Origin of the sequence: Streptomyces sp. NPDC047085, assembly GCF_040643735.1 — a bacterium.
GTDB lineage: Bacteria > Actinomycetota > Actinomycetes > Streptomycetales > Streptomycetaceae > Streptomyces.
Window position 1 is genome coordinate 176531 of record NZ_JBEYUW010000007.1, and the last position, 25988, is coordinate 202518.

The 25988-nt window shown below is 74.6% G+C and carries 21 protein-coding genes and 1 pseudogene; 13 read left to right on the plus strand and 9 right to left on the minus strand.

Annotated elements, in window-relative coordinates:
- Nucleotides 1-12 precede the first annotated feature (12 nt).
- Complete coding sequence (locus ABZ865_RS24560) at nucleotides 13-1797, minus strand: FUSC family protein (RefSeq protein ID WP_361234118.1); 1785 nt, start codon at nucleotides 1795-1797, stop codon at nucleotides 13-15.
- A gap of 176 nt (nucleotides 1798-1973) precedes the next feature.
- On the opposite strand from ABZ865_RS24560, the gene ABZ865_RS24565 reads away from it, so the two are divergent.
- From ABZ865_RS24565 to ABZ865_RS24575, 3 genes and pseudogenes are all read left to right on the plus strand, one after another.
- On the plus strand, nucleotides 1974-2561 hold the full coding sequence (locus ABZ865_RS24565; protein WP_361234121.1) for a DUF5134 domain-containing protein: 588 nt from the start codon (nucleotides 1974-1976) through the stop codon (nucleotides 2559-2561).
- A 95-nt stretch (nucleotides 2562-2656) separates the two neighbouring features.
- On the plus strand, nucleotides 2657-3346 hold the full coding sequence (locus ABZ865_RS24570) for an HAD-IA family hydrolase (protein ID WP_361234124.1): 690 nt from the start codon (nucleotides 2657-2659) through the stop codon (nucleotides 3344-3346).
- A gap of 10 nt (nucleotides 3347-3356) precedes the next feature.
- Nucleotides 3357-3718, plus strand: a pseudogene (locus ABZ865_RS24575) (hypothetical protein).
- On the opposite strand, the gene ABZ865_RS24580 reads toward ABZ865_RS24575, so the two are convergent.
- Together ABZ865_RS24580 and ABZ865_RS24585 are read right to left on the minus strand one after the other, a co-directional pair.
- Nucleotides 3610-4434 (minus strand): hypothetical protein, encoded by an 825-nt coding sequence (locus tag ABZ865_RS24580; protein ID WP_361234127.1) that lies wholly within the window; start codon nucleotides 4432-4434, stop codon nucleotides 3610-3612. The pseudogene ABZ865_RS24575 and the gene ABZ865_RS24580 sit on opposite strands and share 109 nt — an antisense overlap.
- 16 nt (nucleotides 4435-4450) lie before the next feature.
- Nucleotides 4451-4675 (minus strand): hypothetical protein, encoded by a 225-nt coding sequence (locus tag ABZ865_RS24585; RefSeq protein ID WP_361234130.1) that lies wholly within the window; start codon nucleotides 4673-4675, stop codon nucleotides 4451-4453.
- A gap of 141 nt (nucleotides 4676-4816) precedes the next feature.
- Between ABZ865_RS24585 and ABZ865_RS24590 the strand changes: the two genes are divergently transcribed.
- The 4 genes from ABZ865_RS24590 (at nucleotide 4817) to ABZ865_RS24605 (ending at nucleotide 7860) form a co-directional block, all read left to right on the plus strand.
- Entirely contained in the window at nucleotides 4817-5140 is a 324-nt protein-coding gene (locus ABZ865_RS24590; protein WP_361234133.1) for a hypothetical protein, read from the plus strand.
- A 185-nt stretch (nucleotides 5141-5325) separates the two neighbouring features.
- Nucleotides 5326-5523, plus strand: coding sequence for a hypothetical protein (locus tag ABZ865_RS24595; protein ID WP_361234136.1), 198 nt, complete (start codon nucleotides 5326-5328; stop codon nucleotides 5521-5523).
- A gap of 135 nt (nucleotides 5524-5658) precedes the next feature.
- Complete coding sequence (locus ABZ865_RS24600) at nucleotides 5659-6333, plus strand: helix-turn-helix domain-containing protein (protein ID WP_361234139.1); 675 nt, start codon at nucleotides 5659-5661, stop codon at nucleotides 6331-6333.
- A 186-nt stretch (nucleotides 6334-6519) separates the two neighbouring features.
- Entirely contained in the window at nucleotides 6520-7860 is a 1341-nt protein-coding gene (locus ABZ865_RS24605) for an FAD-dependent oxidoreductase (protein ID WP_361234142.1), read from the plus strand.
- 236 nt (nucleotides 7861-8096) lie between these two features.
- On the opposite strand, the gene ABZ865_RS24610 is transcribed toward ABZ865_RS24605, so the two are convergent.
- The 3 genes from ABZ865_RS24610 to ABZ865_RS24620 all read right to left on the minus strand — a co-directional run bounded on the left by ABZ865_RS24610 (nucleotide 8097) and on the right by ABZ865_RS24620 (nucleotide 14001).
- Nucleotides 8097-12695, minus strand: a complete 4599-nt coding sequence (locus ABZ865_RS24610; protein ID WP_361234145.1) for an HAD-IC family P-type ATPase — start codon at nucleotides 12693-12695, stop codon at nucleotides 8097-8099.
- 10 nt (nucleotides 12696-12705) lie between these two features.
- The gene (locus ABZ865_RS24615; RefSeq protein ID WP_361234148.1) at nucleotides 12706-12849 is read right to left on the minus strand and encodes a hypothetical protein; all 144 of its coding nucleotides are present in this window, start codon (nucleotides 12847-12849) and stop codon (nucleotides 12706-12708) included.
- Nucleotides 12850-13173: 324 nt separating this feature from the next.
- Nucleotides 13174-14001: a PaaX family transcriptional regulator C-terminal domain-containing protein gene (locus ABZ865_RS24620; RefSeq protein WP_361234151.1), complete on the minus strand. Its 828-nt coding sequence runs from the start codon at nucleotides 13999-14001 to the stop codon at nucleotides 13174-13176.
- Between the two features lie 71 nt (nucleotides 14002-14072).
- On the opposite strand from ABZ865_RS24620, the gene ABZ865_RS24625 reads away from it, so the two are divergent.
- Both ABZ865_RS24625 and ABZ865_RS24630 read left to right on the plus strand, forming a co-directional pair.
- Nucleotides 14073-15737, plus strand: a complete 1665-nt coding sequence (locus ABZ865_RS24625; protein ID WP_361234154.1) for a DNA alkylation response protein — start codon at nucleotides 14073-14075, stop codon at nucleotides 15735-15737.
- Nucleotides 15738-15914: 177 nt separating this feature from the next.
- Nucleotides 15915-17906, plus strand: a complete 1992-nt coding sequence (locus tag ABZ865_RS24630) for a HEAT repeat domain-containing protein (RefSeq protein WP_361234157.1) — start codon at nucleotides 15915-15917, stop codon at nucleotides 17904-17906.
- 308 nt (nucleotides 17907-18214) lie between these two features.
- Here the strand turns inward: ABZ865_RS24630 and ABZ865_RS24635 are convergent, their stop codons facing one another.
- Nucleotides 18215-18814: a hypothetical protein gene (locus tag ABZ865_RS24635; RefSeq protein ID WP_361234159.1), complete on the minus strand. Its 600-nt coding sequence runs from the start codon at nucleotides 18812-18814 to the stop codon at nucleotides 18215-18217.
- Nucleotides 18815-19085: 271 nt separating this feature from the next.
- Between ABZ865_RS24635 and ABZ865_RS24640 the strand changes: the two genes are divergently transcribed.
- The 4 genes from ABZ865_RS24640 to ABZ865_RS24655 all read left to right on the plus strand — a co-directional run bounded on the left by ABZ865_RS24640 (nucleotide 19086) and on the right by ABZ865_RS24655 (nucleotide 23036).
- The gene (locus tag ABZ865_RS24640; RefSeq protein WP_361234586.1) at nucleotides 19086-20171 is read left to right on the plus strand and encodes a sialidase family protein; all 1086 of its coding nucleotides are present in this window, start codon (nucleotides 19086-19088) and stop codon (nucleotides 20169-20171) included.
- Between the two features lie 150 nt (nucleotides 20172-20321).
- On the plus strand, nucleotides 20322-20999 hold the full coding sequence (locus tag ABZ865_RS24645; protein ID WP_361234162.1) for a uracil-DNA glycosylase: 678 nt from the start codon (nucleotides 20322-20324) through the stop codon (nucleotides 20997-20999).
- Complete coding sequence (locus tag ABZ865_RS24650) at nucleotides 20996-21970, plus strand: BadF/BadG/BcrA/BcrD ATPase family protein (RefSeq protein WP_361234164.1); 975 nt, start codon at nucleotides 20996-20998, stop codon at nucleotides 21968-21970. The genes ABZ865_RS24645 and ABZ865_RS24650 overlap by 4 nt, the downstream gene beginning before the upstream one ends.
- A 142-nt stretch (nucleotides 21971-22112) precedes the next feature.
- Nucleotides 22113-23036, plus strand: coding sequence for a hypothetical protein (locus ABZ865_RS24655; protein ID WP_361234167.1), 924 nt, complete (start codon nucleotides 22113-22115; stop codon nucleotides 23034-23036).
- 103 nt (nucleotides 23037-23139) lie between these two features.
- Here ABZ865_RS24655 and ABZ865_RS24660 read toward each other — a convergent pair whose 3' ends face one another.
- Both ABZ865_RS24660 and ABZ865_RS24665 read right to left on the minus strand, forming a co-directional pair.
- Complete coding sequence (locus ABZ865_RS24660; protein ID WP_361234170.1) at nucleotides 23140-24174, minus strand: lactonase family protein; 1035 nt, start codon at nucleotides 24172-24174, stop codon at nucleotides 23140-23142.
- A gap of 108 nt (nucleotides 24175-24282) precedes the next feature.
- A complete protein-coding gene (locus tag ABZ865_RS24665; protein WP_361234173.1) occupies nucleotides 24283-25773 on the minus strand; it encodes an FUSC family protein in 1491 nt (496 codons plus the stop codon).
- Nucleotides 25774-25988 lie beyond the last annotated feature (215 nt).

Here is a 25988-nt window from a genome sequence, read left to right on the forward strand (position 1 = left end):
CGTTCGTCGCCGTCATGGCCGTATGTCCTCCGTCGTCCTGCCCGCGTCCTGTGCCAGGGGTGCGAGGCCCTGGCGTCGTACCGTCGCCGCGAGCGTACGGTGTCCGGACTGTTCGGCGAGGACGACCCGCTCCGTGGGCAGGGCACGCTGCCACCACTCGCCGGACGCGGCGTCGGCCGTGACGCGCAGATCGACCAGCGCGGCGGCGAGGGCGCGGCGGGCGGCCTCCAGGGCGCGGGACGACGGACAGGGCGCGGCGAGGAGCCGTGCGGCGTGTTCGCGGGCACGCTCGACGGCGGTCAGCGCGTGCTCGATACGGTCGCCCGCGCGCCGGTTGGTGACGGCGACGGCGGCGACGAAGCCGACCAGTGCGCCGATCAGGGTGTCCGCGACCCGCTCGGTGATCAGCCGGCCGGGGTCCTGGGTGCGGGCGAACTCGGTGATGAGCAGAGCCATCGGCGTGACGCAGACGCTGCCGAGCCAGTAGTTGCGGCCGATCAGCGCCTCGGCGCCGAAGTTGAGGGCGACGCAGCACAGCACCAGGGCGGCAGGGTGGAGATGGGCGAACGGGGCGACCGCGGCGAAGACGAGGACGCCGAGGAGATTGCCGACGACGCGCTGGATGCTCCGGCTCCACGTCAGGGTGACGTTCGCCTGGTACAGGGAGGCCGCAGTGACGAGGGCCCAGTAGGGGCGGCCGACACCGAGGGCCAGGGAGGCGTAACCGGCGAGGGCGCAGCCGGTCGCGGTACGCACGGCGATGGGGGCGAGCGGGGCGAGCCGGTGGCGCAGCGGACGGCGCGGGAGCGCGAGTTCCGCGTCCACACCGAGCAGTTCGTCGGACGTGTCCTGCGGCGGGCCGGCCTCCGGGACGCGGCCGGTGCCACGCAGTGCGCGGGCCCAGCCGCGCAGCCGCTCGGGGTCGGTGTCGGCGGGTGCCGCGAGGGCCACCTCGGCGCGGACGAGGAGCCGTTCGAGGGCGCGTCGGGTGGGGTCGGGGCGGGTGCCCTCGGGGCGAGGCCGGTCAGGACGGGTGCCGTGCGGGCCGGTATTGCGGGGCTGGGCGCCGTAAGGGCGGATGCTGCCGGGCCGGGTGCTTCGGGGCCGGGTGCTGTGGGGTCGGGGCTCGGCGGCGAGCAGGGACTGCCACGCGGTGTGCACGGCGGCGGCCGTGGCGGCTCGGGCCCGGGCGTGGCCCTCGCCGGTGCCGCGCGTCTCCGCGTACGCGGCGGCCGCGTTCAGGGCCTGGGCGGTGGCGCGGCGCTCGGGGCCATGCGGACGCAGCAGTCCGGGCGCCATGCCGATCAGCCACGCCCAGGCGCCCGCCGCCAGGGCCAGGCCGATGTGGCCGGGCACCTGGTCCAGGGTCTGCGGCACGAACAGCGAGGCGGTGCTGATGAAGGCGAGCACCACGTGTCCGGGCGGCCCGATGCGGGTGGCGTCGCACACCGTCTTCTGCACGGCCGCCATGAGGGCGCCGACGGTGACCAGTACGACGGCGTCGGACGTGAGTGACGCCGTGAGCAGGGCTACGGCCAGGCCGCCGACCATGCCGAGCACCAGCCAGGCGAGGGCGCGGGCCCGGGCGGCGTAGGGCCGGTTGTGGGCGTAGAGCGCGCACAGGGACCCGGCCATCGTGTACATGGCCAGGTCGAGGTGGCCCAGGGCCAGCAGCGTGAGGTTGGGCGGGGCGACCGCGGCGAGCACGCTGAGCGCGGGCTTGAACCAGATGTCGGAGGGCCGGCCGAGGCGGAGCGTCCCGGCGAGGGGAAGCCGATGGGGGGTCGCACTGCTCATACCATCAATTTAGCAGGTGTTTTACTTATAAAGCACTTTCTTCGACACCGACACCTTCCCTGCTCACGGGCCGTGCTCCGGCGAATGCTCCCCGTGTACACCCTTGCGCTCGCGTGCGCGCCACGTGTTGCGGGCATCGCATCTCTCGACCGACCGTCGAACGGGAGGTGGTGCGCGTGCCGGGACCGGTTTCGGCGGCGTGGCTGCTGGTCGCGCTGTGCGCGGCGACCGGCGCCTACTGTCTGCTGCGGATGCGCAGCGGTGTCGAGGAGCAGCGCCGGGCCGCGGGTGGCGAGGCGCTCATGGGTTTCGGCATGGCCGTGATGGCCGTGCCCGCCACGGTGCTCGCGCCGCCGCGCTGGGCGTGGCCGGTGTACGCCGCCGTGTTCGCCGCCGCGGCGTTGCGTGCGCTGTGGGCGCTGTGGGCGGCGCGCGCCGGCGGCCATCATCTGCACCATCTGATCGGGACCGCGGCGATGGTCTACATGGCCCTCGTCATGGCCGCCTCCCCCGCCGGGCACCATCACGCGCACACCGGTGCCGGTGTGCCGCTGGTGACCGGGGCGCTGCTGCTGTACTTCACCGCCTATGTGCTGCTGTCCGGCGCCCGCCTGGTACCCGCCGCGGTCGCGACGGGCGGAGCGGGCGGAACGGGCGGCACAGCCGGCCCGGGGGCGTCGGGCTGGGGCGACCGTCCGGAACTGGCGCGGGCGTGCCGGCTGTCGATGGGGATCGGCATGGTCGCGATGCTGCTGACGATGTGACGACGAGGTGAGAAATGGTGGGCTCGCCCCCTGGGTCTTACCCGTGCACGGAACGAACCGGCCTGCCCCGCCCTGCCCTGTTACTGTCCCGGCGCATGACCGCAGTGTTGTTCGACTTCTCGGGAACCCTGTTCCGCATCGAGTCCGCCGAGTCCTGGCTGCGTGCCGCCCTCAAGGAGACCGGCTCATCCCTGTCCGAGCCCGAACTCGCATTGGCCGCGAGCGCCTTGGAGGCTGCCGGGGCGCTGCCGGGCGGAGCCGGGCCGGTCGAGATCCCGGAGGAACTCGCCGCGTTGTGGGCGGTACGGGACCAGAGCGCCGAGTCGCACCGGGCCGCCTTCACCGCGCTGTCCCGGCGCGTACCGCTGCCCGATCCGGATCTGCACGACGCGCTGTACGAGCGGCACATGTCCCCCTCCGCGTGGACCCCCTATCCGGACGCGGCCGAGGTGCTGCGGACGCTGCGCGAGCGCGGGATCGGGGTCGGCGTGGTCAGCAACATCGGCTGGGACCTGCGCCCGGTCTTCCGTGAGCACGGTCTCGACGCCTGCGTGGACGCGTACGTGCTGTCGTACGAGCACGGCGTGCAGAAGCCGGACCCGCGCCTCTTCTCCGCCGCCTGCGCCCAGTTGGGCGCCGATCCCCGCCAGGTGCTGATGGTCGGCGACAGCAGGCCGGCGGACGGCGGCGCGGCCGCCCTGGGCTGCCGTGTGCACTTCGTGGACCATCTGCCGGTGCCACAACGCCCGGACGCGCTGCTGCCGGTACTGGATCTGGTGGGCTGAGTCCTCGCGCGTGAGCCGAGCTGCCCCGACAGAGCGACCCATCTCCGCCGCCATCATCGTGGCCGAGGGCCGTGTGCCCATGGTTCGACGGGCGGTCGGCGAGGGTGAGTTGCTGTGGCAGTTCCGGGCCGGCGGCATCGGCCTGGCGTGAAGGCTGTCCGGCTGCTCGGCGAGCGCATCCACCCGAAGACCGGCCGCGCGGATGAGGAGTTGGACGCGGTCGCCTGGGTCACCCCCTCGGACAGCCCGGTCGTCCTGCCTTGTCAGCGGCGAGTCGGTTGCAGGCGCTCGATGCGGTCAAGGTCGCCGGCGAGAAGGCTCTGGTGGCTGATGGTGAAGTCTCCGTTGAGCAGGGTCTGCCCGTCACCGTAGTACCGGCCCACCACGGCGGTGGGAAGGAATGAGCGCAGGCTGTGGCGCATGTTCCTGGGGTAGTCGACGGGTTCACCCCACCCGGCAGGGGCTTGGTCAGTGGAGAGCAGGACCCAGTGGTCCACCGGCACGGCGGCGTCGAGGTCCGGGGGTGCTCCGGTGTGGCTGTCCAGGGCCGGCACGGTCAACTGGTCGGGGTCGAGGGGCGGGTACCACAGCAGCAGGGGCTTGGCGCGTTGCGCGTCGGCGTTGTCGAAGCAGCACACGGCGATGGTGTGGTCAGGAAAGTGGTCGGCGTAGAAGCGCAGGAGGTCCGGGTCGAGGTCCGGGCGGCGGTGCGGCGGTACTTGCCGCAACGCGGTGGGGACTGCGGTGGCGTCGGTGGCCAGGAGCATCGTGTAGACGTCATGGTCGAAGACCTGGACGGGCTGCGGTTCAGCGCTCATCCACGCGATGTCGTCGGCTCCGGCGGCGACGGGTTCGACAGCGGCGACCATGCGGCGCAGGACGTCGCCGGTGCGCCCAGCGGAGAGGAAGTGCCCGGGGGCGAGCTGCCTGGTGGGCAGGTGCAGCAGCATGGCATTCGGTCCGTCCGCCAGATTGACGGCGGTGTTCTGGTAGCCCAGGACGTGGATCAGGCCGTGCACCTGGTGGTGCTGCCTTCCGCAGTACACGATCGTGCCGGAGAACGCGGCCTCACCTGTCGAGATGCACATGGCGGCAAGGTACCGCTCAGCCGTCCGGGATGAGTTCGGTGGCGGCGATGCAGGCGTCGACCAGGTCGGGGCGGTACTGGATCTGCTTGAGCCTGCGCTTCACGGCCTGGGTGATTTGCCCGAGGTCGGCGGCGCCGCCCGGCGGGTGAGTGGGAGATGGTCGCTCGTTCGATGCTGGGGCGGGCGCTGCGGGTACCGATGCCTGACCTGCCGAGCGGTACCGCTGTAGTCGGTAGCTCACCCAAGGGCCTCGCCCGTGACGCACGAGGCCCTTGGTGCTGCGGGTTTGTGGTGCCCACCACAAACCCTCTGGTAGCGGTTGCCCAGCTTCCCCGCGCCCCGCAACCTGCCCTCAACTGGGCCTGGGAGCTGGGAGGTTGGTGTGATCGTTTGTCCGTCACCGAAGTGCGGATCACCGAACGTTGCGGATCTTCCGCACTACTGGCAGAGCCTGCCGTCGGAGTCACCGCTGAAGGCGAAGTACGCGCCGCCGGCCGCGGCCGACGCCAGCTACTGGGCAGCGCTGGTCGCTGTGGTGCTGGGGATCGCCGTGATGGTGTCCGGGAGCGTTCTGATCGGCTTGCTGGTGACTGCGGGCGGGGTCGGCTGGGGCGCGCTGGTATACCGCCGAGCGGCCGAGGCGGAGGCGCGGCTGGCGGACTGGAACAATTCCCGGGTGTGCTTGGCCTGCACGGGCACGTTCTGACGACATGGATGAAGGCCCCGACCGGTGCGGTCAGGGCCTTCGCTCCCAGTTGTGGAGAGGCGCCGCTCTCCGCGTAGCAGAAATGCGACCCGTGCGCCGCACGCTGCGGGCGATCACCGGCTGACAATGAGCGCAGGCGCCAATCCCCCACTGGCAACCGCTCGTCCACCCCAGCGAGGTGATCGATGGCGTATGCCGAGAAGCGCGGCCCGAACCGGTGGCGAGGCAGGGACAAGCTACCTGACGGCACTTGGGGCTCCGTCACACGTGACGACAACGGGCAGCCGTTCACGACGAAGAACGCCGCCAAGAACTATGGGGCCGGCTTCGAGACCGACGTGCGCCGCAAGACGTTCATCATCCCCAACGGGCAGCACCTGTAGGAACGAAGCCGTCCGTCTGAGACGATCCCCCGCGTCGCCCCAGACGGACGGCAGCCTGAAGAGGCTCCCGCGCACAGCGGTGCCTGCTGCGTTGAGTATAGTTGGCTGACAGCCAGTCAACGCAGGAGTTACAGGATGTCCCCGCGGAGCGCCTCGGTCAATGAAGAGTTGCGGCGACGTTCCCGGGAGCGGCTGCTGCAGGCGGCGCTCGAACTCGTCGGCGAGCACGGGTTCGAGGCCACGACGCTGGGCGACATCGCGGACCGCGCCGGTTCGGCACGCGGACTGGTGTCCTACTACTTCCCCGGCAAGCGCCAGTTGGTGCAGTCCGCCGTACACCGGCTGATGCACCGCACGCTCGAAGAGGCGCTGGAGCGGGAGCCGCACACCGAGGACGGACGGGAGCGGCTGGCCCGGGCCATCGACGCGATCCTGGGCCTCGCCCGCGACCGGCCGGTGCTCATGCGGCAGCACATGGCGGGGCTGCTCCAGGCCGAGGGCTTCGTGCAGTGCCCGGAACAGCGACGGCTGTCCGACCTGCTCGGCGACACCGTCGCCCGCTACGGCTCCCAGAACGTGACGACCGACTACCCGATGCTGCGGGCGGTGCTGATGGGGGCGGTGTACGCGGCGCTGGTGCCCGGAGTTCCGATGCCCGTTCCGGCGCTGCGGGCGGAGCTGTTCCAGCGGTACGGGCTCGACTGGGACATGGGCATGCCGCCGGACCACACGGGCGCCGAGGCGCAGCAGCAGCAAGAGCAGGAGCAGGATCTGTCGCGGTTCTTCGCGACCGGGGAACGGATCGAGTAGCCGCGCTTGCGGCCGACTCCCCGCCGACGACTGTCCGGCGTGCACGCAATGTCATCATACGATCACGCTCCATAAGGGTGGACACGCACCAGGGTCACCCGTCGGCATCTGCCGCAGCGGCACCACCAGTGCCATGCTGGATCCGTCAGGCACTCTCCAGCTGTCCCCGGCGTGAGGAGTACCGCTGTGCTGCGTGTCGCCGTCGTAGGCTCCGGGCCGAGCGGGTGCTACACCGCCCAGAGTCTGGTCCAGCGGGATCCCGACGTCCGCGTCGACGTCCTGGACCGGCTGCCCTGCCCGTACGGCCTGGTGCGCTACGGCGTGGCCCCGGACCACGAGAAGATCAAGTCCCTGCAGGGCAATCTGCGGACGGTCCTGGAGCACGACCGGGTGCGGTTCCTCGGCGGGGTCGCGGTCGGCGGGCCCGGCGGGATCCCCGTGAAGCGGCTGCGGGAGCTGTACCACGCGGTCGTCTACTGCGTGGGCGCCGCCACCGACCGGCAACTCGGCATCCCCGGCGAGCATCTGACGGGCAGTTGGTCGGCTACGGAGTTCGTGTCCTGGTACAGCGCGCATCCGGACGCGGTGACACAGGATTTCCTGCGCGGGGTGCGGTCCGCGGTGGTCATCGGCGTGGGCAATGTCGCCGTCGACGTCACGCGGATGCTGGTCCGCGACGCGGGCGAGCTGCGCCCGACGGACATGCCGCAGGGCGCCCTGGAGGTGCTGGCGGCCAGCGGGGTCACCGATGTCCACATGGTGGGCCGGCGCGGCCCCACGCAGGCGCGCTTCACCACCAAGGAACTGCGTGAGCTGGGCGGCCTGCCCGGAACCGAAGTCACCGTCGACGCCGAGGAGTTGGCGCTCGATCCGGGCTTCGCGGATCTCGCGGCACTGGCCGCGGTGCAGCGCCGCAACGCGGAGGTGCTGCGCGACTGGGCGGCAGCTCCGCCGCGGAACGCTGACCGCCGGATCCACCTGCGGTTCTTCCTGCGTCCCGTGGAGGTGCTGGAAGAGGACGGGCGGGTGGCCGCCGTGCGCTTCGAGCGGACGGCACCGGACGGGCACGGCGGCGTGACGGGCACCGGGCGGTTCGAGGACGTGCCGGCGCAGCTGGTGCTGCGCTCGGTGGGCTATCGCGGAGTGCCGCTGGAGGGGCTGCCGTTCGACGTGGCGAGCGGCACCGTGCCGCATCTGGAGGGCCGGGTCGTCCGCGACGGCGTGGCCTCCCCCGGCGAGTACGTCGCCGGGTGGATCAAGCGCGGCCCGACGGGTGTCATCGGCACCAACCGTCCGGACGCCAAGGAGACGGTCACCTCGCTGCTCGCGGACGCGCCCGCGCTCGTGTCCCAGCCGGTGCCGGAGGACCCGCTCCCGGCGCTGCGGGAGGTGGGGATCGAGCCGGTGCCGTGGCCGGGCTGGCTGTCGATCGAGCGCGCCGAGGCCGAACTGGGCGCGCGCCTGGGGCGCAACGTGGTCAAGCTGGCGGACTGGGACGCCCTGCTGGGAGCGGCGCGGTCGGTATAGCGCCACCGGCGCGGTGAGGTGGCGCGTGGTGCCGTAGATGGGGTGGCCCGTGGTGCCGTCGACGGGAATGGGACGGTCACGGCGAGCGGGCTGCGGACCTTCACCCGGGTCGGCTCCAGGGGGACAACCGCCTGACGGTGGTGGCCGTTTCGGTCGTCTGAGTCCCAGTCGGTTCGCCGAGTCGCGGTGAGCAGGTCGGAGCCTGCGCGGAGCAAGAGGTCGTACAGAAGCGTCCTTCAGGGTCGTACGGCCGGGAGCAGGCGGGCGACCGTGCGCTCCAGGCGGGGCAGCGTGCGCTGGCCGGCCAGGGCGAGGGCGATCGCCGCGGCCACGGCCGCCCAGGCGACGGGACCCAGCGGGGTGCAGCCGAGGAGGCGGCTGAGTCCCGGGGTCTGGATCACGGCGAAGAGGGCCACGGCGGAGCCCAGGGCCGTCATCCGGACCAGGGTGCTGTCGCGGCGGTCGAGGAGGGTCTGGACGAGCTGGGTGCCGACCACGCCGCACAGGGCCATGGTGCTGGAGCGGCGGGCCGTGCCGGGGGTGAAGCGCCCGATCAGCCATGCCGTGAGGGCCCCGAGCGCGGTGGTCAGGGCACGGTGCCGGATCTGCCGGATCAGAGGTGCCCCGAGGACGGCGCCGACGGCGTCCTCCGGCCGGGCCGTCTGCGCGGCGGCCCCGCTGCCGTGCTTCGGTGTCACCGCGACGGCCATCGCCGGGAAGAGGTCGGTGAAGAGGTTCACCAGCAGCATCTGGCGCGTGGACAGCGGGGCCGTTCCCGAGAGCAGGGTGCCGAGGATGCCGAAGCCGACCTCGCCCGCGTTGCCGCCGATGAGGATCGCGATGGCGTCGGCGACGCTGTGCCACAGGGAGCGGCCCTCGGCGATCGCGTCGATCAGGACGGTCAGGTCGTCGGCGGTGAGGACGATGTCGGCGGCGTTGCGCGCGGCCGCCGAGCCCCGGGCGTTGATGCCCACGCCGATGTCGGCGGCGCGGATCGCCGCGGCGTCGTTGGCGCCGTCGCCGATCATGCCGACCACTCGGCCCGCGTCCCTGAGCGCCTCGACGACCTGGAGTTTCTGCTCGGGCGCGACGCGGGCCACGACTCCGGCGTCGCACAGCATCCGGGCCCGGGCCTGCCGGTCCGCGGCGGCCAGTTGGTCGCCGGTGACCACCTGGGTGTCCTCGGGCCAGCCCAGCTCGCGCGCCACGGCCCGGGCGGTCTGCGGGTGGTCGCCGGTCAGCATGACCGGTCGTACGCCTTCCTTGTACAGCCCCTGCACCACGGCCAGGGAGGTCTCACGGGGCACGTCCGACAGGGCCAGCAGTCCGGTGAATTCGAGGTCGCGCAGTGGGGCTCCGAGGACGTCGGCCGCCTCCTCGTGGTCCGCGAGGGGCCGTGCGGCCACCGCGAGGACCCGCAGTCCGTCGCCGGCCAGCGTGAGTGCCGTGTCGGCGGCGTGCTCGGGAAGGTCGGCGCAGGCGGGCAGGACGGTCTCGGGCGCGCCCTTGACCACCAGGACGCGAGGGCCGCCCCGGTCCAGGACGCGAGGGCTGCTCCCGTCCAGGAGGCGGGGGCCGTCCCCGTCCAGGACGCGCGGGGCGCTCGCGTCCCAGCCGACGGCTGCCGCGTATCCGCGGGCGGCCTCGAACGGCAGGCCGGCCAACTGCGTCCAGGCCGGATCGGGCCCGGCCCCGTCGAGGACGGCCTCGTCGGTGGCGTGGGCATGGCGGCCGGAGCCCCCGTTCGCCCGCGGGCAGGCCCGCGCCGCGCAGCGCAGAACTCGCCCCGTGCCCGCCTCGCCCGGCACGCGGAGCGCGCCCTCGGCGTCGGACACCCGCACCAGACGCAGCCGGTTCTCGGTGAGCGTGCCGGTCTTGTCGAAGCAGAAGGTATCCATGCGACCCAGCGCCTCCAGCGCGCGGGGGGTACGGACCAGGACACCGTCGCGGCTCAGCCGGCGCGCGGCGGCCAGCTGCGCGACCGTGGCCACCAGCGGCAGGCCCTCCGGTACGGCGGCCACGGCGACGGCCACGCCTCCGCCGACCGCCTCGCGCACGGAGGTGCCGCGCAACAGCGCGAGGCCGGTGACGGCGGCGCCGCCCGCGAAGGTCAACGGCAGGGCCTTGCGGGTGAGTTCCCGCAGTCGGGCCTGGACTCCGGCGGACGGGGGCGTGCGGGCGGCGAGGTGGACGGCCCGGGCGGCCTCGGTACGGTCGCCGGTGTCGACCACGACGGCGTGGGCGCTGCCGGCCACCACGGTCGTGCCTTCGAAGACCATGCAGCGCCGGTCGGCGACCGCGGCGTGCGGGGTGGGGTCGGTGTGCTTCCGTACGGGCAGCGACTCCCCGGTCAGCGCGGACTCGTCGACCTCGAGGCCGTCCTGCCACAGCAGGCGGGCGTCCGCGGGTACGACGTCGTCCGTCTCGAGTTCGATCACGTCACCCGGGCGCAGCTTGCCCGCGTCCACGGTGCGGGTGCCGCCGGCGAGCGCCTCCACGGCGGGGGCCGCGAGGCGCGCCGTCCGCTGGTGCTCGGCGTGCAGCCCGGACAGGGCCCGCTCGGCGCGCAGCCGCTGGAAGCCGCCGACCAGCGCGTTCAGGTCGAGCGCGCCGATGACGAGCAGGGCGTCGACGACCGAGCCGAGGATCGCCGAGGCGGCGGAGCCGACGGCCAGCACCGGGGTGAGCGGGTCGTCCAGTTCGTCGCGCACGGCCCGGCTCAGCTGCCAGCTCCACCGGGCCGGGGCGAGGACGCGCAGCCGGGCGGCGCGTGCGGCGGCCCCACGCGCCCGGGCCGCCGCCTGGTCCAGGGCGGAGGGCCGGGCGTCCCAGGCGTGGTTCAGGCGCCGCAGGGCCTCGTCGGGGCTCAGTGCGTGCCAGTGCACGCGGGGGCACGGGTGCGGCGCGGGAGCCAGCGCCACGCCGAGGGCGGCGCGTGCCCCGGACAGCAGGGCGGTCGCCGCGGCGGCGTCGACCGGGGCGCGGCGCAGTCCGGGCAGCACGGAGCGGCGTCCCCGGCCGCGCTTGGACTCGCCGATGGCCACGAGCAGGCCGGAGAGCGCGGCACCGGAGCGGGCCAGGATCTGTCCGCGGCGGCCGACGGCGCGGGCGACGGGGATCGCGGTCAGCAGCCGCCACACGTCGGGCAGGCCGTGCACGGCGAGGACGTCCGCGCCCCAGACGACGGCCGCGTCCCCGTCGGTGAGCGCGATCGCGAGGTCGCCGGCGCGCAGCCCGGCGGGCACGTCCCGTTCGTCGGCCGACCGCATCCGGGCGACCGTGACGACTCCGCCCTCGTCGCCGCGCAGCCCGTACACGACGTCGTCCAGCGGCCGCCGGGCGTCGACGACCTGGTCGGCGAGGCGGGTGAAGTCCTCGAGCGCGGGGTCGTCGATCAGTACGACCTTCAGGCGGGCCCGGCGCGCCGCGTCCACCACGGCCTCGGTCCACGGGTCGGCCTGCCCGTCCCGCGTGCACAGCGCGCTCGGGTGCAGGACGACGGTGCCGGCCAGCTCCAGCTGTCCGAGGCGCTCCGGGTCGCGGACCAGCACGCCGGTGCGGGCCAGTGCGATGCCGAGCAGGGCGTGGAAGGCGGCGGGGGCGTACCGGGCCGCCTTGGGCGAGCCCGCCAGCAGCGCCTCCGCCGCTTCGGCCGTGTCCCGCTTGACCAGGAGGGTGGCCGCCGCGCCGAGCACGCTGCCGGTGCAGGCGTGGACGGCGTACTCCTGGGCCGGGGTCGGCCGTAGCGGCGGGCGCGGGGAGCCGTCGGCGGCGACGCTGACGCGCCCGGGGGCGCACAGCTGGTCGTGGACCGCGTCGAAGGCGGCCGCGCGCAGCACCGTCTCGGCCAGTTGGCAGGCGCGCAGCGCGCCGTCGAGCACCAGCGAGGTGGGGGTCTGACCGGCGCCGTGGACGGCCGCGTTCGCGCAGGCCAGGGCGAGATCCATGCGGGAGGCGCCCAGCTTGGCGCGCAACCGGGCACGGAAGCGCGGATTCTCCCGCAGCAGCGTCACGACGGCCGTCACCATGTGGGGCGCGGGCGGCAGGCGCAGCAGCCAGGCGGTGAGCGCGACGCCGACGCCGGTCACGTCGGCCGCGAGCGCGGCGGCGGCGGCACGCACCCCGGCCGGGTCGGCGGGATGCACGGTCTCCTCGGGGTCACCGGCGGCGACGACCAGCCCCTGCCGCGCGGCGAGTTCGGCCGCATGGTCCGTGATCCGGTCGGTGACGCCGCCCTCCGCCACGGTCACCACCAGCCGGGCGAGCCCCTGGTCCCAGTACGCGAGGACGACGTCCGGCCGCTCGGCCAGCGCCTCGGCGACGCGGCACGCCAGGTGCCCGAAGCCGCTGGCCGGCCGTCCTGGCACCGGGTCGGCGGGCCCCACCGGTAGCAGGTCGGCGGGCCCCACCGGTAGCGGGTCGACAGGCCCTCCCGGCACTGAGTCCGCGGGCCCTCCCGGAACCAGGTCGGCGGGCCCCACCGGTAGCGGGTCGGCGGGCCCTCCCGGCACTGAGTCCGCGGGCCCTCCCGGAACCAGGTCAGGGAGCCCTACCGGTAGCGGGTCGGCGGGCCCTCCCGGCACTGGGTCGGCGGGCCGCAGCGGGAGGTGGAGGCGCGCGCCGGACCGCCAGTGGGCCGGGGCGCCGGGCAGCGCGGCACGGACGACCCGTGCCACCCGCACCACCGCGTCCGCGCCGCGCACGCCCGCCCGCGCGGTGCCGGCCGTCGCTCCGGCGGCCGCCCCGACCGCGGGCGCGGCGACCCGGGCGAGCAGCCAGGGATCCACGGGCAACAGCCGAACGGCGGCCGACGGCACCGTCAGCAGATGGAACACCGGGGCGCCCTCAGACGCCGGTGCGGGCGAGCCGCGCCGTCGGGCCGAGTCGGCGGGCGGAACGCCGCGCAGGCGCTGACGTACGGCTGCGCAGGACCGAGGCGGGGCCGCCCAAGGGCGGCATGGGGGCCGACGACGACTTCTGCTCAGCCATGACTCTCCTCGGTCGAGGTCGCCTTACCCGGCCCACCGCGTGCGCGCGACCGCCGTGGTCATCCCCTTCCCCAGGGAAAGCCACGGCCCCCGCCCCCGCCACTCGACCCACCCGGGCGGCGCAGCGCACACCGCTCGGCCGCGGTCGTCCCGGCAGCGGTCGTTGGTCGTCTCGGTTGCGGGCGTCACGGCAGGGGCGTTGCCCGGCCGCGGTGCCGGAGCGCAGGAACCGGCGGGCAGCGTGCGTCCCCGTCCACACGTCAGCGGCAGCCTGGGCTCCCTGCCCTGAGCGCCACGTGGGCTCCGCGCTCCGCACGGACCTCCGTCAGTCCCCGATCCCCCGAAGCCCCACCGATTCGGCCAGCTCTCGCTGGTAGTCGGCGTAAGCCGTCCGCAGTGCCTCGCCCGGCCAGTCGGGGGGCAGGAGGGCGGGCGGGAGCACGGGGTCGGTGAGCAGGTGGCGTACGGCCGCGGCGAAGGCAGTGAGGCGGTCGGCCGGGTGGCGGGAGACGGCCGCACGGGTGAGCAGGGTCCGGGCGGTGGCCGCCCAGGCGTCCAGCGGCCACAGGCGGGCGACCAGGTCGTGCGGGGAGCCGTCGGGGCGGGCGGTGTACGACTGGGCCACGCGGTACAGCTCGTCCGGCAGGGGCCGGGCGAGGTTCGCCGGGCGCAGCCACACGCCCTCGCGGAGTTCGGCCAGGCGCAGGGCGGTCAACCGGGTGCGCAGATCGGCGCGTTCGGCGGGGGTGCGGCCCGTCGCCGTGATCACCACCATCTCCCAGCCGCCGTCCCACGCGCGCGTGCGGGGGTGAACGACCTCGTCCTGGCGGCGCTGGCGGGCCAGCAGCCGGTCGCTGAGGCCGTACACGGCATCCGTGCGCCGGAGGTCCCCGGCGGCCACCATCCGGCTCAGGGCGGCCCGCAGCGTGGAGCCGCCCACGCCGAAGGGCTCGACCAGCCGGACCAGGTCCTTGACCGGCAGCTGCGGCGGATGCGCGCCGAGCAGCAGGCTCAGCACGACCGACCGCGCGGACAGCGACCGCAGCCCGGCTCCGGCCTCGTAGGGCTCACCCAAGTCTCCGGACTCGTGGGGCCCATCCGGGTCGCCGGGACGGCAAGGCTCGCCGGGCTCGGCCGAAAGGTTCATGCGCATGGGCACGTACTGTACGTCCGCCTTCTTGTTGCATCATTGCTACGACCGCAGGATGGGTGCAACATGACCGTATGGTCTCGATACCCGCGCAGTCGCCGCAGCCGCAGTACGCCACCCACGACGTCACCAACCAGGCCCCGCCCCTGGCCCCCTACGACGCCTCCGACGACCGGGCCCTGCTGGAGGGGCTGCGCCGGGAGGGCGCCGAGTGGGCCGAGGAGGACGTCCGGCGGCTGGGGATCCGGGCCGGCGGGGCGGAGGCCCAGGAGTGGGGTGACCTGGCCAACCGGCACGAGCCGGAGCTGCGCACCCATGACCGCTACGGCCACCGGGTGGACGAGGTCGCGTTCCACCCCAGCTGGCACGAGCTGATGCGGACCGCGGTCGCCGAGGGCCTGGCCGGCGCCCCCTGGGCGGACGAACGGCCGGGCGCGCATGTGGCCCGTACCGCGGGCGGGCTGGTGTGGGGGCACACGGAGGCCGGGCACGGCTGTCCGACGTCGATGACGTACGCCGCCGTACCCGCCCTGCGCGCCCAGCCGGATCTCGCCAAGGTCTACGAACCGCTGCTCACCAGCCGGGAGTACGACCCCGTCCTGCGCGTGCCGACCGAGAAGCCGGGTCTGCTGGCCGGGATGGGCATGACCGAGAAGCAGGGCGGCTCGGACGTCCGCACGAACACCACGGTGGCCACGCCGACCGGCGAGCCCGGCGTGTACACGCTGCGCGGGCACAAGTGGTTCACGTCGGCGCCCATGTGCGACGTCTTCCTGGTGCTGGCCCAGGCGCCGGGCGGGCTGTCCTGCTTCCTGGTGCCGCGGATCCTGCCGGACGGCAGCCGCAACACCTTCCGCATCCAGCGGCTGAAGGACAAGCTCGGCAACCGGTCCAACGCGTCCTCCGAGCCGGAGTTCGACCGGACCGTGGCGTGGCTGGTCGGTCCCGAGGGGCGGGGAGTGAAGACGATCATCGAGATGGTCAACTGCACCCGGCTGGACTGCGTGATGTCCTCGGCGACCCTGATGCGCAAGACGCTCGTCGAGGCGGGTCATCACGCGCGCCACCGCAGCGCGTTCGGCGCCCGGCTGTTCGACCAGCCGCTCATGCGCAACGTCCTGGCCGACCTGGCGCTGGAGTCGGAGGCGGCGACGACGCTCACGCTGCGGCTGGCCGGGGCGGCGGACCGGGCGGTGCGCGGGGACGCCGGGGAGCGGGCCTTCCGGCGCATCGCCACCGCCGTCGGCAAGTACTGGGTCACCAAGCGGGGCCCGGCGTTCACGGCGGAGGCCCTGGAGTGCCTGGGCGGCAACGGGTACGTCGAGGAGTCCGGGATGCCCCGCCACTACCGGGAGGCCCCGCTGCTGTCGATCTGGGAGGGCTCGGGGAACGTCAACGCGCTCGACGTGCTGCGCGCGCTCGGTCGTGAATCGGACACCACGGAGGCCCTGTTCGCCGAACTGGCCCTCGCGCGCGGGGCGGACGCACGGCTGGACACCACCGTGGCCTCCCTGAAGAGCGAGTTGGCCGAAGCGGATCAGGTGGGCGCCCGCCGGCTGGTCGAGCGGATGGCGCTCGCCCTGCAGGCCTCGCTGCTGGTCCGGCACGCCCCGCACCCGGTCGCGGACGCCTTCTGCGCGACCCGGCTGGGCGGCGACTGGGGGCACGCGTTCGGCACCCTGCCCCCGGGGACCGACCTGGACGCGATCCTGGAGCGGGCCCTGCCCGGCCGGAACTGATCCCTCCCGGGCCGGCGCCCTCCCGCCGGCCCGCCGGTCCGCCGGTCCGCTTGCCTCCCCTTGCCCGCTGGCCGGTGTCAGCCGACGGATCGCACACAGTCAGCACACGGTTCCGCGCCGTTGTCGGTGCCGTGGTGCAGACTCGCGATCAGGTGGCACTCGCCTGGGGAGGACAACGTGTTCACGGGGATCGACGAGGTCGACTGGGCCTCGCTGCGGCACGCGTACGGCAGCGCGGAGGACGTGCCCGGCTGGTTGCGCGGACTGGCCTCCGCGGACGCCGCCGAGCGGGGGACCGCGCTCGACGGCATGTACGGCGCGGTGCACCACGAGGGGAACGTGTACGACTCGACGCTGGCCTGTGTTCCCTTCCTGTTCGCGCTCGCGGCCCGCGAGGAGGTGCCGGACCGGGCCGGCATCGTGGACCTTCTGGTCAGCATCGGATCGCAGAGCGGGGACGCACGCGCGCGTGAGGCGGTACGCGCGGACGCCGAGGTGTTCGCCGTCCTCACCGACGACCCGGACCCGAGGGTGCGCCGCGCGGCGGCCGGGGCCGTGGTGCGGTTCCTCGACGGTCGGGCGCGCGTGCTGGACCTGTTGCGGCGACGGGTGGCGGTCGAGCGGGACGACCGCGTCCTGCGCGCGCTCACGGCGGCCCTCGGCCAGTTCGTACGGGGGTGTCCGGAGCACGCCGCGGCCGCGCTGGACCTCCTGGTCGCCCAGAGCGCCCCGCCCCACGATCCCGCGCTGCGCCTGGCCGCGCTGGGTCAGCTCGCGCTCTGCGCCCCGGCCCGGCTGCCCGCCGACCTGGTGCCGACGGCCGTACGACTGCTGCGGGAGCGGTCCGCGCACCGCACCCGCGTCACGGACCGCTGCGGACACCGCGGATCCGACACCCTCGTGGCGCGCCTGCGGCGGCTGCGGCCCTCGGACGAGGAGGGTGCGTCGCTGCTGCGCACGCTGCACACCGCGCTCGGCGACCGGGTCGGCGACCGCTCCGCCCTGCTCACCGGGCAGTTGACCAGCCCGGACCCGGTGGACCGGTGCAACGCCGTGTGGATGGCGGGGGCCCTGTTCCGTGGCCGGCGTGGCGACCATGCCGCGACGGTGGGGCTGATCGGCGGCCAACTGGGCACGGAACAGGACCGGTTACGGGACGCGGCGGTCTCGGTCCTGTCGGAGCTGTTCGACCTGGCCGCGCCCGCCGCTGACGACCTGCACGCCCTGGTCCTGGGCCGCCCCGACCTGTGGACGCACCGCTGGGAACGCGGTGCGCCGACGCTGGGCGGCCCGCTCAAAGCCCTTGCCAGGAGCGGGGATCCACGGGCGGTGCCGGTTCTGGCCCAGGTCCTGGCGGGCCCGGTCGTGCCGGCCGGCCTGGGAGACGAAACGGCGCACCTGGGCCCGGCCGCGGCACCCCTCGCCCCCGCGTTACGGCACCGGCTCGGCCGGATCCCGTTGGACTCCCCTGCCGTCAGCCGGCTCGCCGGCCCCCTGCTGTCCGCGCTCCGGGCCATCGGTGACCGGGAAGCGATACCGGAAGCGCTGCGGCTGCTGTCCGGTGCACCGGACGGCCTGGGCGCCCGGGACGCGCTCGCCGGTCAGGTGATCGAGACGCTGGACGCGCTCGGGGGCGCCGCTCACATGGTCCCGCTGCTCCGGGAGTTGCTGCGCACCCGGCACGCGGTCGTGGCGGCGGGCGCGTTGTGGTCGGCGGAGCGGGAGGCCGCCGCCGTCCTGCCGGTCCTGCGCCGGGAGTTGCTTCGAGGCGAGCCGGACGATCGTCGCCTGGCCGCCGCACAGCTGGGCAGGCTGGGGCCCGCCGCCCGCGCCGCCCTGCCGGATCTGCGGAGGTCGGCGGGATCGGGACCGGCCGAGGAGCGGGCGTCGGCCGCGTGCGCGCTGTGGCACATCGGCCACGACCCGGACCCCGTGCTCCCCGTGTTCCGGTCCGCCTGGACCGAGGACCCCCGCACCCGCGGCCCGATCGCCCGCTGCCTCGCCGACATGGGCCCGGCCGCCGCACCCCTACGGGACCTGATCCGAACGGAACTGGCCACGGTGCGCAGGCACACCGCGGGCGAGGGCGGGCACGGCGGCAGCCGCGCCATACCCGAGGACGAGGCGCTGCTCAAGGCGTGCAGGGCCCTGCTGTCGGGGTCACGCTGAGCGCCGGACACAGACGGCGGCCACCGCGCACGCCTGTCCACCCGGAGATCGAGCCGCTGGTCAAGGCGCGGGGGCGCGCGGCCGGGGTCGGGCCGACCACGAAACCCCAGCACCACACAGGCCCCTGGCGACGATCAGGCGCCGATCAGAGTGTGCGGGAACGTGCTGACGGCGTCGCCGGACCACGAAACCCGGCCGCCCCGCAGGCCACCCCTCCCTGGGGACCAGGCTCCGCTCAGGGCGTGCCCGTACGCGCTGTCGGGGGCAGGCCGGGCTGGCCACGGAACTCGAAGCCACGCGGACCGCGCTCAGCCGGTCGTGCGGCCCCACTGTGGGCCGAGGCGGGCCCATTCCGCGTCCCAGCGGTCCAGGCGGCGGCGTTCCAGGCGTCCGCGCAGGACGAGTCCGCCGACGAAGGGAACGGCCCCCGCGCTGACGCCGACCAGGGCGCCGATCAAGGTGGCGCGGAAGGTGGCCTCGGAGGCGGTGGTGGGGCGGGTGACGAGGTGGCCCTGCGGGTCGGTCCAGATGGTGACCGGGGTGCCGGCCTTGCTGCCCGGGGCGACGCGGGCCTCGGCGGTGTGGGCCGAGCCGTCGGGCGCGGTCCAGCGGACCTTGGCCCAGACCCGCTCGCCGTCCGTGGACTCGTCGGAGGTCTCGGCGTCTGACGTGCCGGGGGCGTCGGTGACGACGCGGGCGACGGCGGGATGCCAGGTGGCGCGTTCCCGGGCCAGTCCGTGCTCCACCGACCGGGCCGCCGCGAGGCCGGCCACCACGCCCGCCAGGACGGTCAGCAGCCAGGCGCCGAGCATGACCCAGGCCTCCACCACGTCGGCCCGGCGCCTGAGCGGATTGCGCCGCCAGCGCCACAGCCACACCTTCGGACCACGGAACGCCTTCAAAGGCATCCTCCTCACGAGCGCACCGACCGGCCGGACCCCCCTCCCATACGGGCCGGTCCGCCCAGTTGCTCACGCCGAGCCTCCCCCGACGGTCGCACGAGAGGCCCCTCTCGCGCAGGCGCATCCGGGAACGGGCCCCGCCGATCTCCGCGACAGGCCGAGGGCACCGCTGTGACCTGCGACGACGCCGACTCTCTGGGGCACTGTCAGTGGCGGGGTGCACACTGGCCGACAACTGACGAACTACCTGGACGACGACGTCCCGGAGGTGATCGGCATGACCGAGGTTCTGCTCGCCGTGGGTACCCGCAAGGGCCTGTTCATCGGGCGGCGGCGGGGTGGCACCTGGGAGTTCGACGACAGTCCCTACTTCAACGCCCAGGCCGTCTACTCGGTCGCCATCGACACCCGCGGCGACAGTCCGCGGCTGCTCGTGGGCGGTGACAGCGCGCACTGGGGCCCGTCGGTCTTCCACTCCGACGACCTGGGCCGCACCTGGACCGAGCCGGCCCGGCCCGCCGTCAAGTTCCCCCAGGACACCGGCGCTTCGCTGGAGCGGGTCTGGCAGCTGCACCCGGCCGCCGCCGAGCCGGACGTGGTGTACGCGGGCACGGAACCGGCCGCGCTGTACCGCTCGGAGGACCGCGGGGAGAGCTTCGAGCTGGTGCGCCCGCTGTGGGAGCACCCCACCCGCTCCCAGTGGGTTCCGGGCGGCGGCGGTGAGGGCCTGCACACGGTGCTCACCGACGCGCGCGACCCGCGGGCGGTGACCGTGGCCGTCTCCACCGCCGGGGTGTTCCGCACCACGGACGGCGGGGCGAGCTGGACCCCGTCCAACTCGGGTGTGTCCGCGGTGTTCCTGCCGGATCCGAACCCCGAGTTCGGCCAGTGCGTGCACAAGGTCACCCGGGACGCGGAGAACCCGGACCGGCTGTACCTGCAGAACCACTGGGGCGTGTACCGCAGCGACGACGCGGGCGCGCACTGGACCGACATCGGCGCGGGACTTCCGTCCACGTTCGGCTTCGCGGTGGCCGCCCATCCGCACCGGGGCGACACGGCGTACGTCTTCCCGATCAACGCGGACAGCGACCGGGTGCCCGCCGAGCACCGCTGCCGGGTCTTCCGCACGGCGGACGCGGGCAAGAACTGGGAGCCCTTGTCCCAGGGGCTGCCGACGGAGGACCACTACGGCACGGTGCTGCGCGACGCGCTCTGTACCGACGACGCGGATCCGGCCGGGGTCTACTTCGGCAATCGCAACGGCGAGGTGTTCGCCTCGGCCGACGACGGTGACAGCTGGCAGCAGCTGGCCGCGCACCTGCCGGACGTGCTGTGCGTGCGGGCGGCGGTGATCGCCTGAGGTCGGCGGGGGCACGCGAGGGCGCGAGGGGAGGTGGTGCCCGGGCTCGCGGTCGGGCTCGGCCGCGGTCCGGTCATCCCCGGTCGCAGTGCGGTCGTCGCGCGGCCGCCGCTTGATCGTCGACCGGTGCCCGGCAGTAGGGTGACGCCCGTGGCACCACGACCCTTGCATGAAATCGTCGAACCGGGCTGGGCGAAGGCCCTGGAACCCGTCGCCGGACGGATCGCCGCGATGGGCGACTTCCTGCGCGCGGAGATCGCCGCGGGACGCACCTACCTCCCGGCGGGACAGAACGTTCTGCGCGCCTTCCAGCAACCCTTCGACGAGGTACGCGTCCTGATCGTCGGTCAGGATCCCTATCCGACCCCGGGACACGCGGTCGGCCTGTCGTTCTCGGTCGCGCCCGAGGTGCGCCCGCTGCCGCCGAGCCTGATCAACATCTACCAGGAGCTGAACGCCGACCTGGGGCTCCCCCAGCCCTCGAACGGCGACCTCACGCCGTGGACCCGGCAGGGCGTGCTGCTGCTCAACAGGGCGCTGACGACGGCTCCGCGCCGTCCGGGCGCGCACCGGGACAAGGGCTGGGAGGAGGTCACCGAGCAGGCGATCCGGGCCCTCGCGGCGCGCGGCAAGCCGCTGGTGTCCATTCTGTGGGGCCGGGAGGCCCGCAATCTGCGTCCGCTGCTGGGCCGGCTGCCGGCGGTGGAGTCCGCCCACCCGTCGCCCAGATCGGCGGACTACGGGTTCTTCGGCTCGCGTCCGTTCAGCCGCGCCAACGACCTGCTGATCCAGCAGGGCGGACAGCCGGTGGACTGGCGCCTGCCGTGACCGTCGCCGGGTATCTGGCCGTGGACTCCGGGGGCTCCGGCCTCCGGGTCGCCGTCGGTGTCCCGGGACGGCCGCCGTCCGCCCAGGGGGAGTCGAAGGAGCCGGTGCGCACCGGCGAGCGGGGCATCGATCCCGGCCATCTGATGGAGCAACTCGCCCCTCTGGCCCGTAGGTTGACGGCCGAGGCCGGGGTGGACCGACTGGGTGCGGCCGTCGTCGGCGCCGCCGGGTTCGCCTCCCTGGGCGAGGGCCTGCGTGCCGAGCTTCCCGGCGCGCTCGCCCGTGAGCTGGGCGCACCGAGCGTGGCCCTCGCCGCCGACGCCGTGACGGCCTACGTCGGCGCGCTCGGACCGCGTCCGGGCGCCGTGGTCGCCGCGGGTACCGGCCTCATCGCGATCGGCACCGATCTGACCGGCTGGCGGCGGGCGGACGGCTGGGGCCATCTGCTCGGCGACTGCGGCGGCGGGGCCTGGATCGGGCGGGCCGGTCTGGAGGCCGCGCTGCGCGCCCACGACGGGCGGGACGGCGGCTCCGCCACGCTGCTGGTCCGCGCCGAGGAGCGGTTCGGGCCCGTCCGGGGCCTGCCCGGCCTGCTCTACCCGCGCACCGACCGCCCCGCCCTGCTCGCGTCCTTCGCGCCCGAGGTGGCCGCCTCGGCCGCGCACGACGCGGTCGCGGCCGGGATCGTGCGTGCGGCGGCCCGGAACATCGCGGAGTCCGCCGTGGCGGTGTGCCCGGAGTCCGGAGAGCCCGAAGTGTCCCTCACCGGAGGTCTCTTCAAGATGGGCGACCCGCTCCTCGTACCCCTGCGTGAAGAGTTGGCGCGGCGGCTGCCGCACGCGCGGCAGGTGCCTGCGGAGGGCGACCCGTTGCACGGCTGCGTACGGATCGCGACGGACCTGCTGACCGGGCGGCTCACTCTGCCGGGTGAACCGACCATGCTGCACGTGGTCACCGCAAAAGGGGGTTGAAGCGGACTGGGACTCATGTGTCCGGCATGTGCCCGGAACATGTGCCATTCGTGCGCAACTCATCAGACAAAACCGGACGGATACCGCTCACCTGCACCCTCCCCGAACAGAGGAGCCCAGGAAGCCAGTAACATGCGGCGCCATGAGCTCCCCCACTGGGCCCGCGTCCGGCCTGCCAGTACGAATGCCGCGACCCCGCCAGCCCGGACGGCACCGCCGACCGGAACCGCTGGTGGCTCCCGAGGACGCCCCCGCGTTCGTCCTCGCGGTGCCGGGCACGCCCAGCGCCGCCACCCGCGGCCTCGCCGAGGAGGTCGTGAGCATCGCCCGCTCCGAGCTGCCCGGCCTGGACGCCCGGATCGGCTACCTGGACGGGGACGACACCGAGTTCCCGGCCCTCAGCTCCGTGCTGGCGCACACCGCCGAGGAACGCACCGCCCGCTACGAGCAGGCCCTCGCCGCCGGTGCCGAGGTCAAGGAGCCGGACGGCCCGGTGGCCGTGGTCGTCCCGCTGCTGGCCGGCCCGGACAGCGCCATGCTGCGCCAGATCCGCCAGTCCGTGATGGACAGCCGGGTCGCCGCCGAGCTGACCGACGTCCTCGGCCCGCACCCGCTGCTCGCCGAGGCGCTGCACGTGCGCCTGTCCGAGGCGGGTCTGGCCCGCGCCGACCGCGCCCGTCTGTTCACCGTGGCCACCGCCGCGGACGGCATCGTCCTCGCGTCCGTGGGGGGCGAGGAGGCCGTGCAGGCGGCCGGGATCACCGGCATGCTGCTCGCCGCGCGCCTCGCGGTGCCGGTGATGGCGGCGGCCCTGGACCAGGAGGGTTCGATCGCCTCCGTCGCCGAGCAGCTGCGTTCCTCGGGCTCGCAGCAGCTGGCCCTGGCGCCGTACCTGATCGGCCCGGAGATCGACGCCACGCTGCTGGCGGCGGCCGCCGAGGAGGCGGGCTGCTCCATGGCCGAGCCGCTCGGCGCCTACCCGGCGATCGGCAAGCTCGCGCTCGCCAAGTACACGAGCGCGCTGGGCATCGCCCCGCAGCAGCCGCAGGGCGCGCCGGTCCGCTGACCCGGCGCGGCACGGCGCAGCACAGCGATTCGTACGGCGAAGGGCCCGCTCCAGGAGACGGAGCGGGCCCTTCGCCGTCTGAAGGCAGTGGGGCGGCCCGGGCTCAGTCGAAGACCACGCAGGAGGCCGCCGCGACCTTCACGGAGCCGTCGTAGCGGGGCAGTCCCGTCGCCCGGTCGATCGCGAACCAGGTCACGTCGCCGGAGCGTTCGTTGGCCGCGTACAGGAAGCCGCCGTGCTCGGCCAGGGCGCGTGGCCAGTGGCCGCCGCACGGCACCGTGCCGGTCAGGCGGAGCCCGTCGCCCTCCACGACGAACACGGACAGCACGTCCTCGCCGCGGGTGGCGGTCCACACGAAGCGGCCGTCGGGCGACACGACGATGCCCGAGGGGTACGCGTCGCCCGCCGGGGCGCCCCGCAGCACCGGGACCTCGGTGAGCGGCTTCAGGGAGCCGCCGGCGGCGTCCCAGCGGCAGACGGTGACGGTCGGGGTGAGTTCGTTGACTACGTAGGCGTACTCGCCGTCCGGGTGGAAGGCCAGGTGGCGGGGGCCGGAGCCGGGGCGCAGGGCGACCTCGCGGTGCACGGTGGGGGCGCCGCCGCCGTTCAGGGTGCACACCCGGACCGAGTCCGTGCCGAGGTCCACACTGACGGCCCAACGGCCGCCGGGGTCGGCCTGCACCTGGTGGGCGTGCGGTCCGCGCTGGCGCCGGTCGTGCGGGCCGGAGCCGGTGTGGCGGAGCACTCCGGAGGGCGCGGCGGCGAGGGTCCCGTCCGGGCGCACCGGCACGGCGGTGACGCTTCCGGAGCCGTAGTTGGCGGTCAGCACGTGCCCGGCGTAGAGGCCGAGGTGGGTGGGTCCGCTGCCGTCGACGGGGACGGGCGGTCCGGCGGGCTCCAGTTTCTCGCCGCGCACGCGGTAGGCGGCCACGGCGCCCTCGGCCGTCTCGCTGACCGCGTAGAGCATGGTCCCGTCCGGCGACAAGGCGAGGTAGGACGGGTCGGGCACGGTGCCGAGGCTGCCGGTGAGGACCAGCGCGCCGGTGTCCGGGCGGACCTCCGCGGCCACCAGCCCGGGTCCCCCCGCCGCCGTGAACGAGCCGATGAACGCCCTGTGCCGCCTGCCGCCTTCTGCCACCGCTGTCCCCTCTCGCGCCGAGCCAGTGCCGACGGTAGCAGTCGATCACCTTCGGTCTAGACCAAATGGGGGACGGGAGGGTGTTCCACCGCGGACCGCCGGCGGCCCTCAGGCGCCGACCAGTGGTGAGCCCGTGGGGGTTCGCAGGGGTTCCGCCAGGTCGGCCAGGGCGCGTTCCAGGCCGTGGAGGTGGGCCAGGGCGGGCTCGGCGGGGGCGTCGGCGGGTCGGTGGACGGGGTCGGAGCCGCCCTCGGTGAGGGCCTCCACCGCGGCCTCCACCCGCCAGCAGGCGGCGGCCAGCCGGGCGTCGTGGGAGGCCTCGGGGTCGGCGGCGACGGCGACCAGGCCGCGGATCTCGCGGGCGCAGTCGTCGAGCAGGTCGAGGACCCGGCGGGCGCGCCGCTTGCGGCCGAGCATCGGGTTGAGCGGGTGCACCAGCGGCGCGACCGAGAGCCGGACCCGGCCGAGCAGCCGCTCCAGCTCGGCCACCCGCGGCGCGGGGTCGGCGGTGGGCGAGCCGGCGAGGCGTGCGGCGGCCTCGGCGGTGCAGGCGTGCACGCAGCGCAGGGCGCGCTGGATCCAGGCGTCGGTGGTGGCGTGAGTGGTGACGGGCAGCACGAACAGCACGGCGAGGACGGCTCCGAGGGCGCCGACGGCGGTCTCGGTGAGGCGCAGGGCCAGCAGGCCGGGGCTGAGGACGCCGAGGAGGCCGTAGAGCGACTCGGCGAGCAGGGTCACCCAGAGCATCATCCAGGTGTAGGAGACGGCGGCCGTGTAGAAGATGCCGAAGACGGCGACCGCGACGAGGACGGCGGTGGGGACGGGCGCCCCGTGCACCGGCACGGCGATCAGGAAGCCCAGGACGATGCCGATGACGGTGCCGAGGACGCGCCGGAAGCCGCGCACCAGCGTCTCGCCGCGCGAGGCGGTGTTCACGAAGACCCACCAGGTGGCGCCCACGGCCCAGTACCAGCGCTGCCCGGACACCAGCTGGCCCACGACCAGCGCGAATCCGGCGCCGGCGACCGCCTGCACCGCCTGCCGGGTCGTCACGCGGGCCAGCCCGGTGCCGGCGGGCGGGGCGGGGACGGCGGCCGGGGGCAGCCGGCGCTCGTAGCACCACAGGCCGAAGCGCACCGCCGCCGCGCTGAGCACGGACAGCAGGACGGCGGCGTACAGCTCCGGCAGCCGGCCGGGCGTCGCGTGCAGGAACTGGGCCACGAAGAAGGTCATGAAGGCGAACACGCCGAGGCTGTGCCCGCGCGGGCCCCAGCGGCGGGCGTAGACGCCGGCCCCGACCACGGCGAGGAACGTCAGGTCCCGGGCCACCGGGTGGGTGTGCAGCTCGGCCGCCACGGCGAGCACGGGCACGCCGACGACGGGCAGCAGCGCGGTGGTGACCGCCTGCCCGCGCACGGTGGCGTCGGCGACGGTGAACAGGGCGAGCAGCGCGGCGAGGCCGCCGGCGACGGCGCCGACGAGGGAGTGCCCCGCGAGCCCGCACGCGACGACCGCCAGACCGATGCCGAGCACGGCCCGCGCGGCGAAGCGCAGCCGCGCCCGCCCCGGGTCCGGCGCCACGAACACCCTCTTCAGCACTGCTGTCCGCCCCCTTGTGGAAGTCCGCACGAAAAAGGCGCCGCGGGGGTCCGCAGCGCCATCGACGTCTCCATGAGAGCATCACGAGGCCGACTGGCTCAACTGCCACCCGGATCGCTGGGCCATTGGACCAGCACGGGAAGGGATCAACAGTCCACCGGCGGGCCAACGGACCAGGTGGCGGGGCATGTGCGCATCGCGTGGCGCTGGGCCAT

Bases quoted from the DNA above. Each gene is read 5' to 3' on its own strand.
- ABZ865_RS24560 (WP_361234118.1), bottom strand. From the start codon at position 1,797: ATGAGCAGTGCGACCCCCCATCGGCTTCCCCTCGCCGGGACGCTCCGC.
- ABZ865_RS24570 (WP_361234124.1), top strand. From the start codon at position 2,657: ATGACCGCAGTGTTGTTCGACTTCTCGGGAACCCTGTTCCGCATCGAG.
- ABZ865_RS24580 (WP_361234127.1), bottom strand. From the start codon at position 4,434: ATGTGCATCTCGACAGGTGAGGCCGCGTTCTCCGGCACGATCGTGTAC.
- ABZ865_RS24595 (WP_361234136.1), top strand. From the start codon at position 5,326: ATGGCGTATGCCGAGAAGCGCGGCCCGAACCGGTGGCGAGGCAGGGAC.
- ABZ865_RS24600 (WP_361234139.1), top strand. From the start codon at position 5,659: ATGTCCCCGCGGAGCGCCTCGGTCAATGAAGAGTTGCGGCGACGTTCC.
- ABZ865_RS24615 (WP_361234148.1), bottom strand. From the start codon at position 12,849: ATGGCTGAGCAGAAGTCGTCGTCGGCCCCCATGCCGCCCTTGGGCGGC.
- ABZ865_RS24620 (WP_361234151.1), bottom strand. From the start codon at position 14,001: ATGCGCATGAACCTTTCGGCCGAGCCCGGCGAGCCTTGCCGTCCCGGC.
- ABZ865_RS24625 (WP_361234154.1), top strand. From the start codon at position 14,073: ATGGTCTCGATACCCGCGCAGTCGCCGCAGCCGCAGTACGCCACCCAC.
- ABZ865_RS24635 (WP_361234159.1), bottom strand. From the start codon at position 18,814: ATGCCTTTGAAGGCGTTCCGTGGTCCGAAGGTGTGGCTGTGGCGCTGG.
- ABZ865_RS24640 (WP_361234586.1), top strand. From the start codon at position 19,086: ATGACCGAGGTTCTGCTCGCCGTGGGTACCCGCAAGGGCCTGTTCATC.
- ABZ865_RS24655 (WP_361234167.1), top strand. From the start codon at position 22,113: ATGAGCTCCCCCACTGGGCCCGCGTCCGGCCTGCCAGTACGAATGCCG.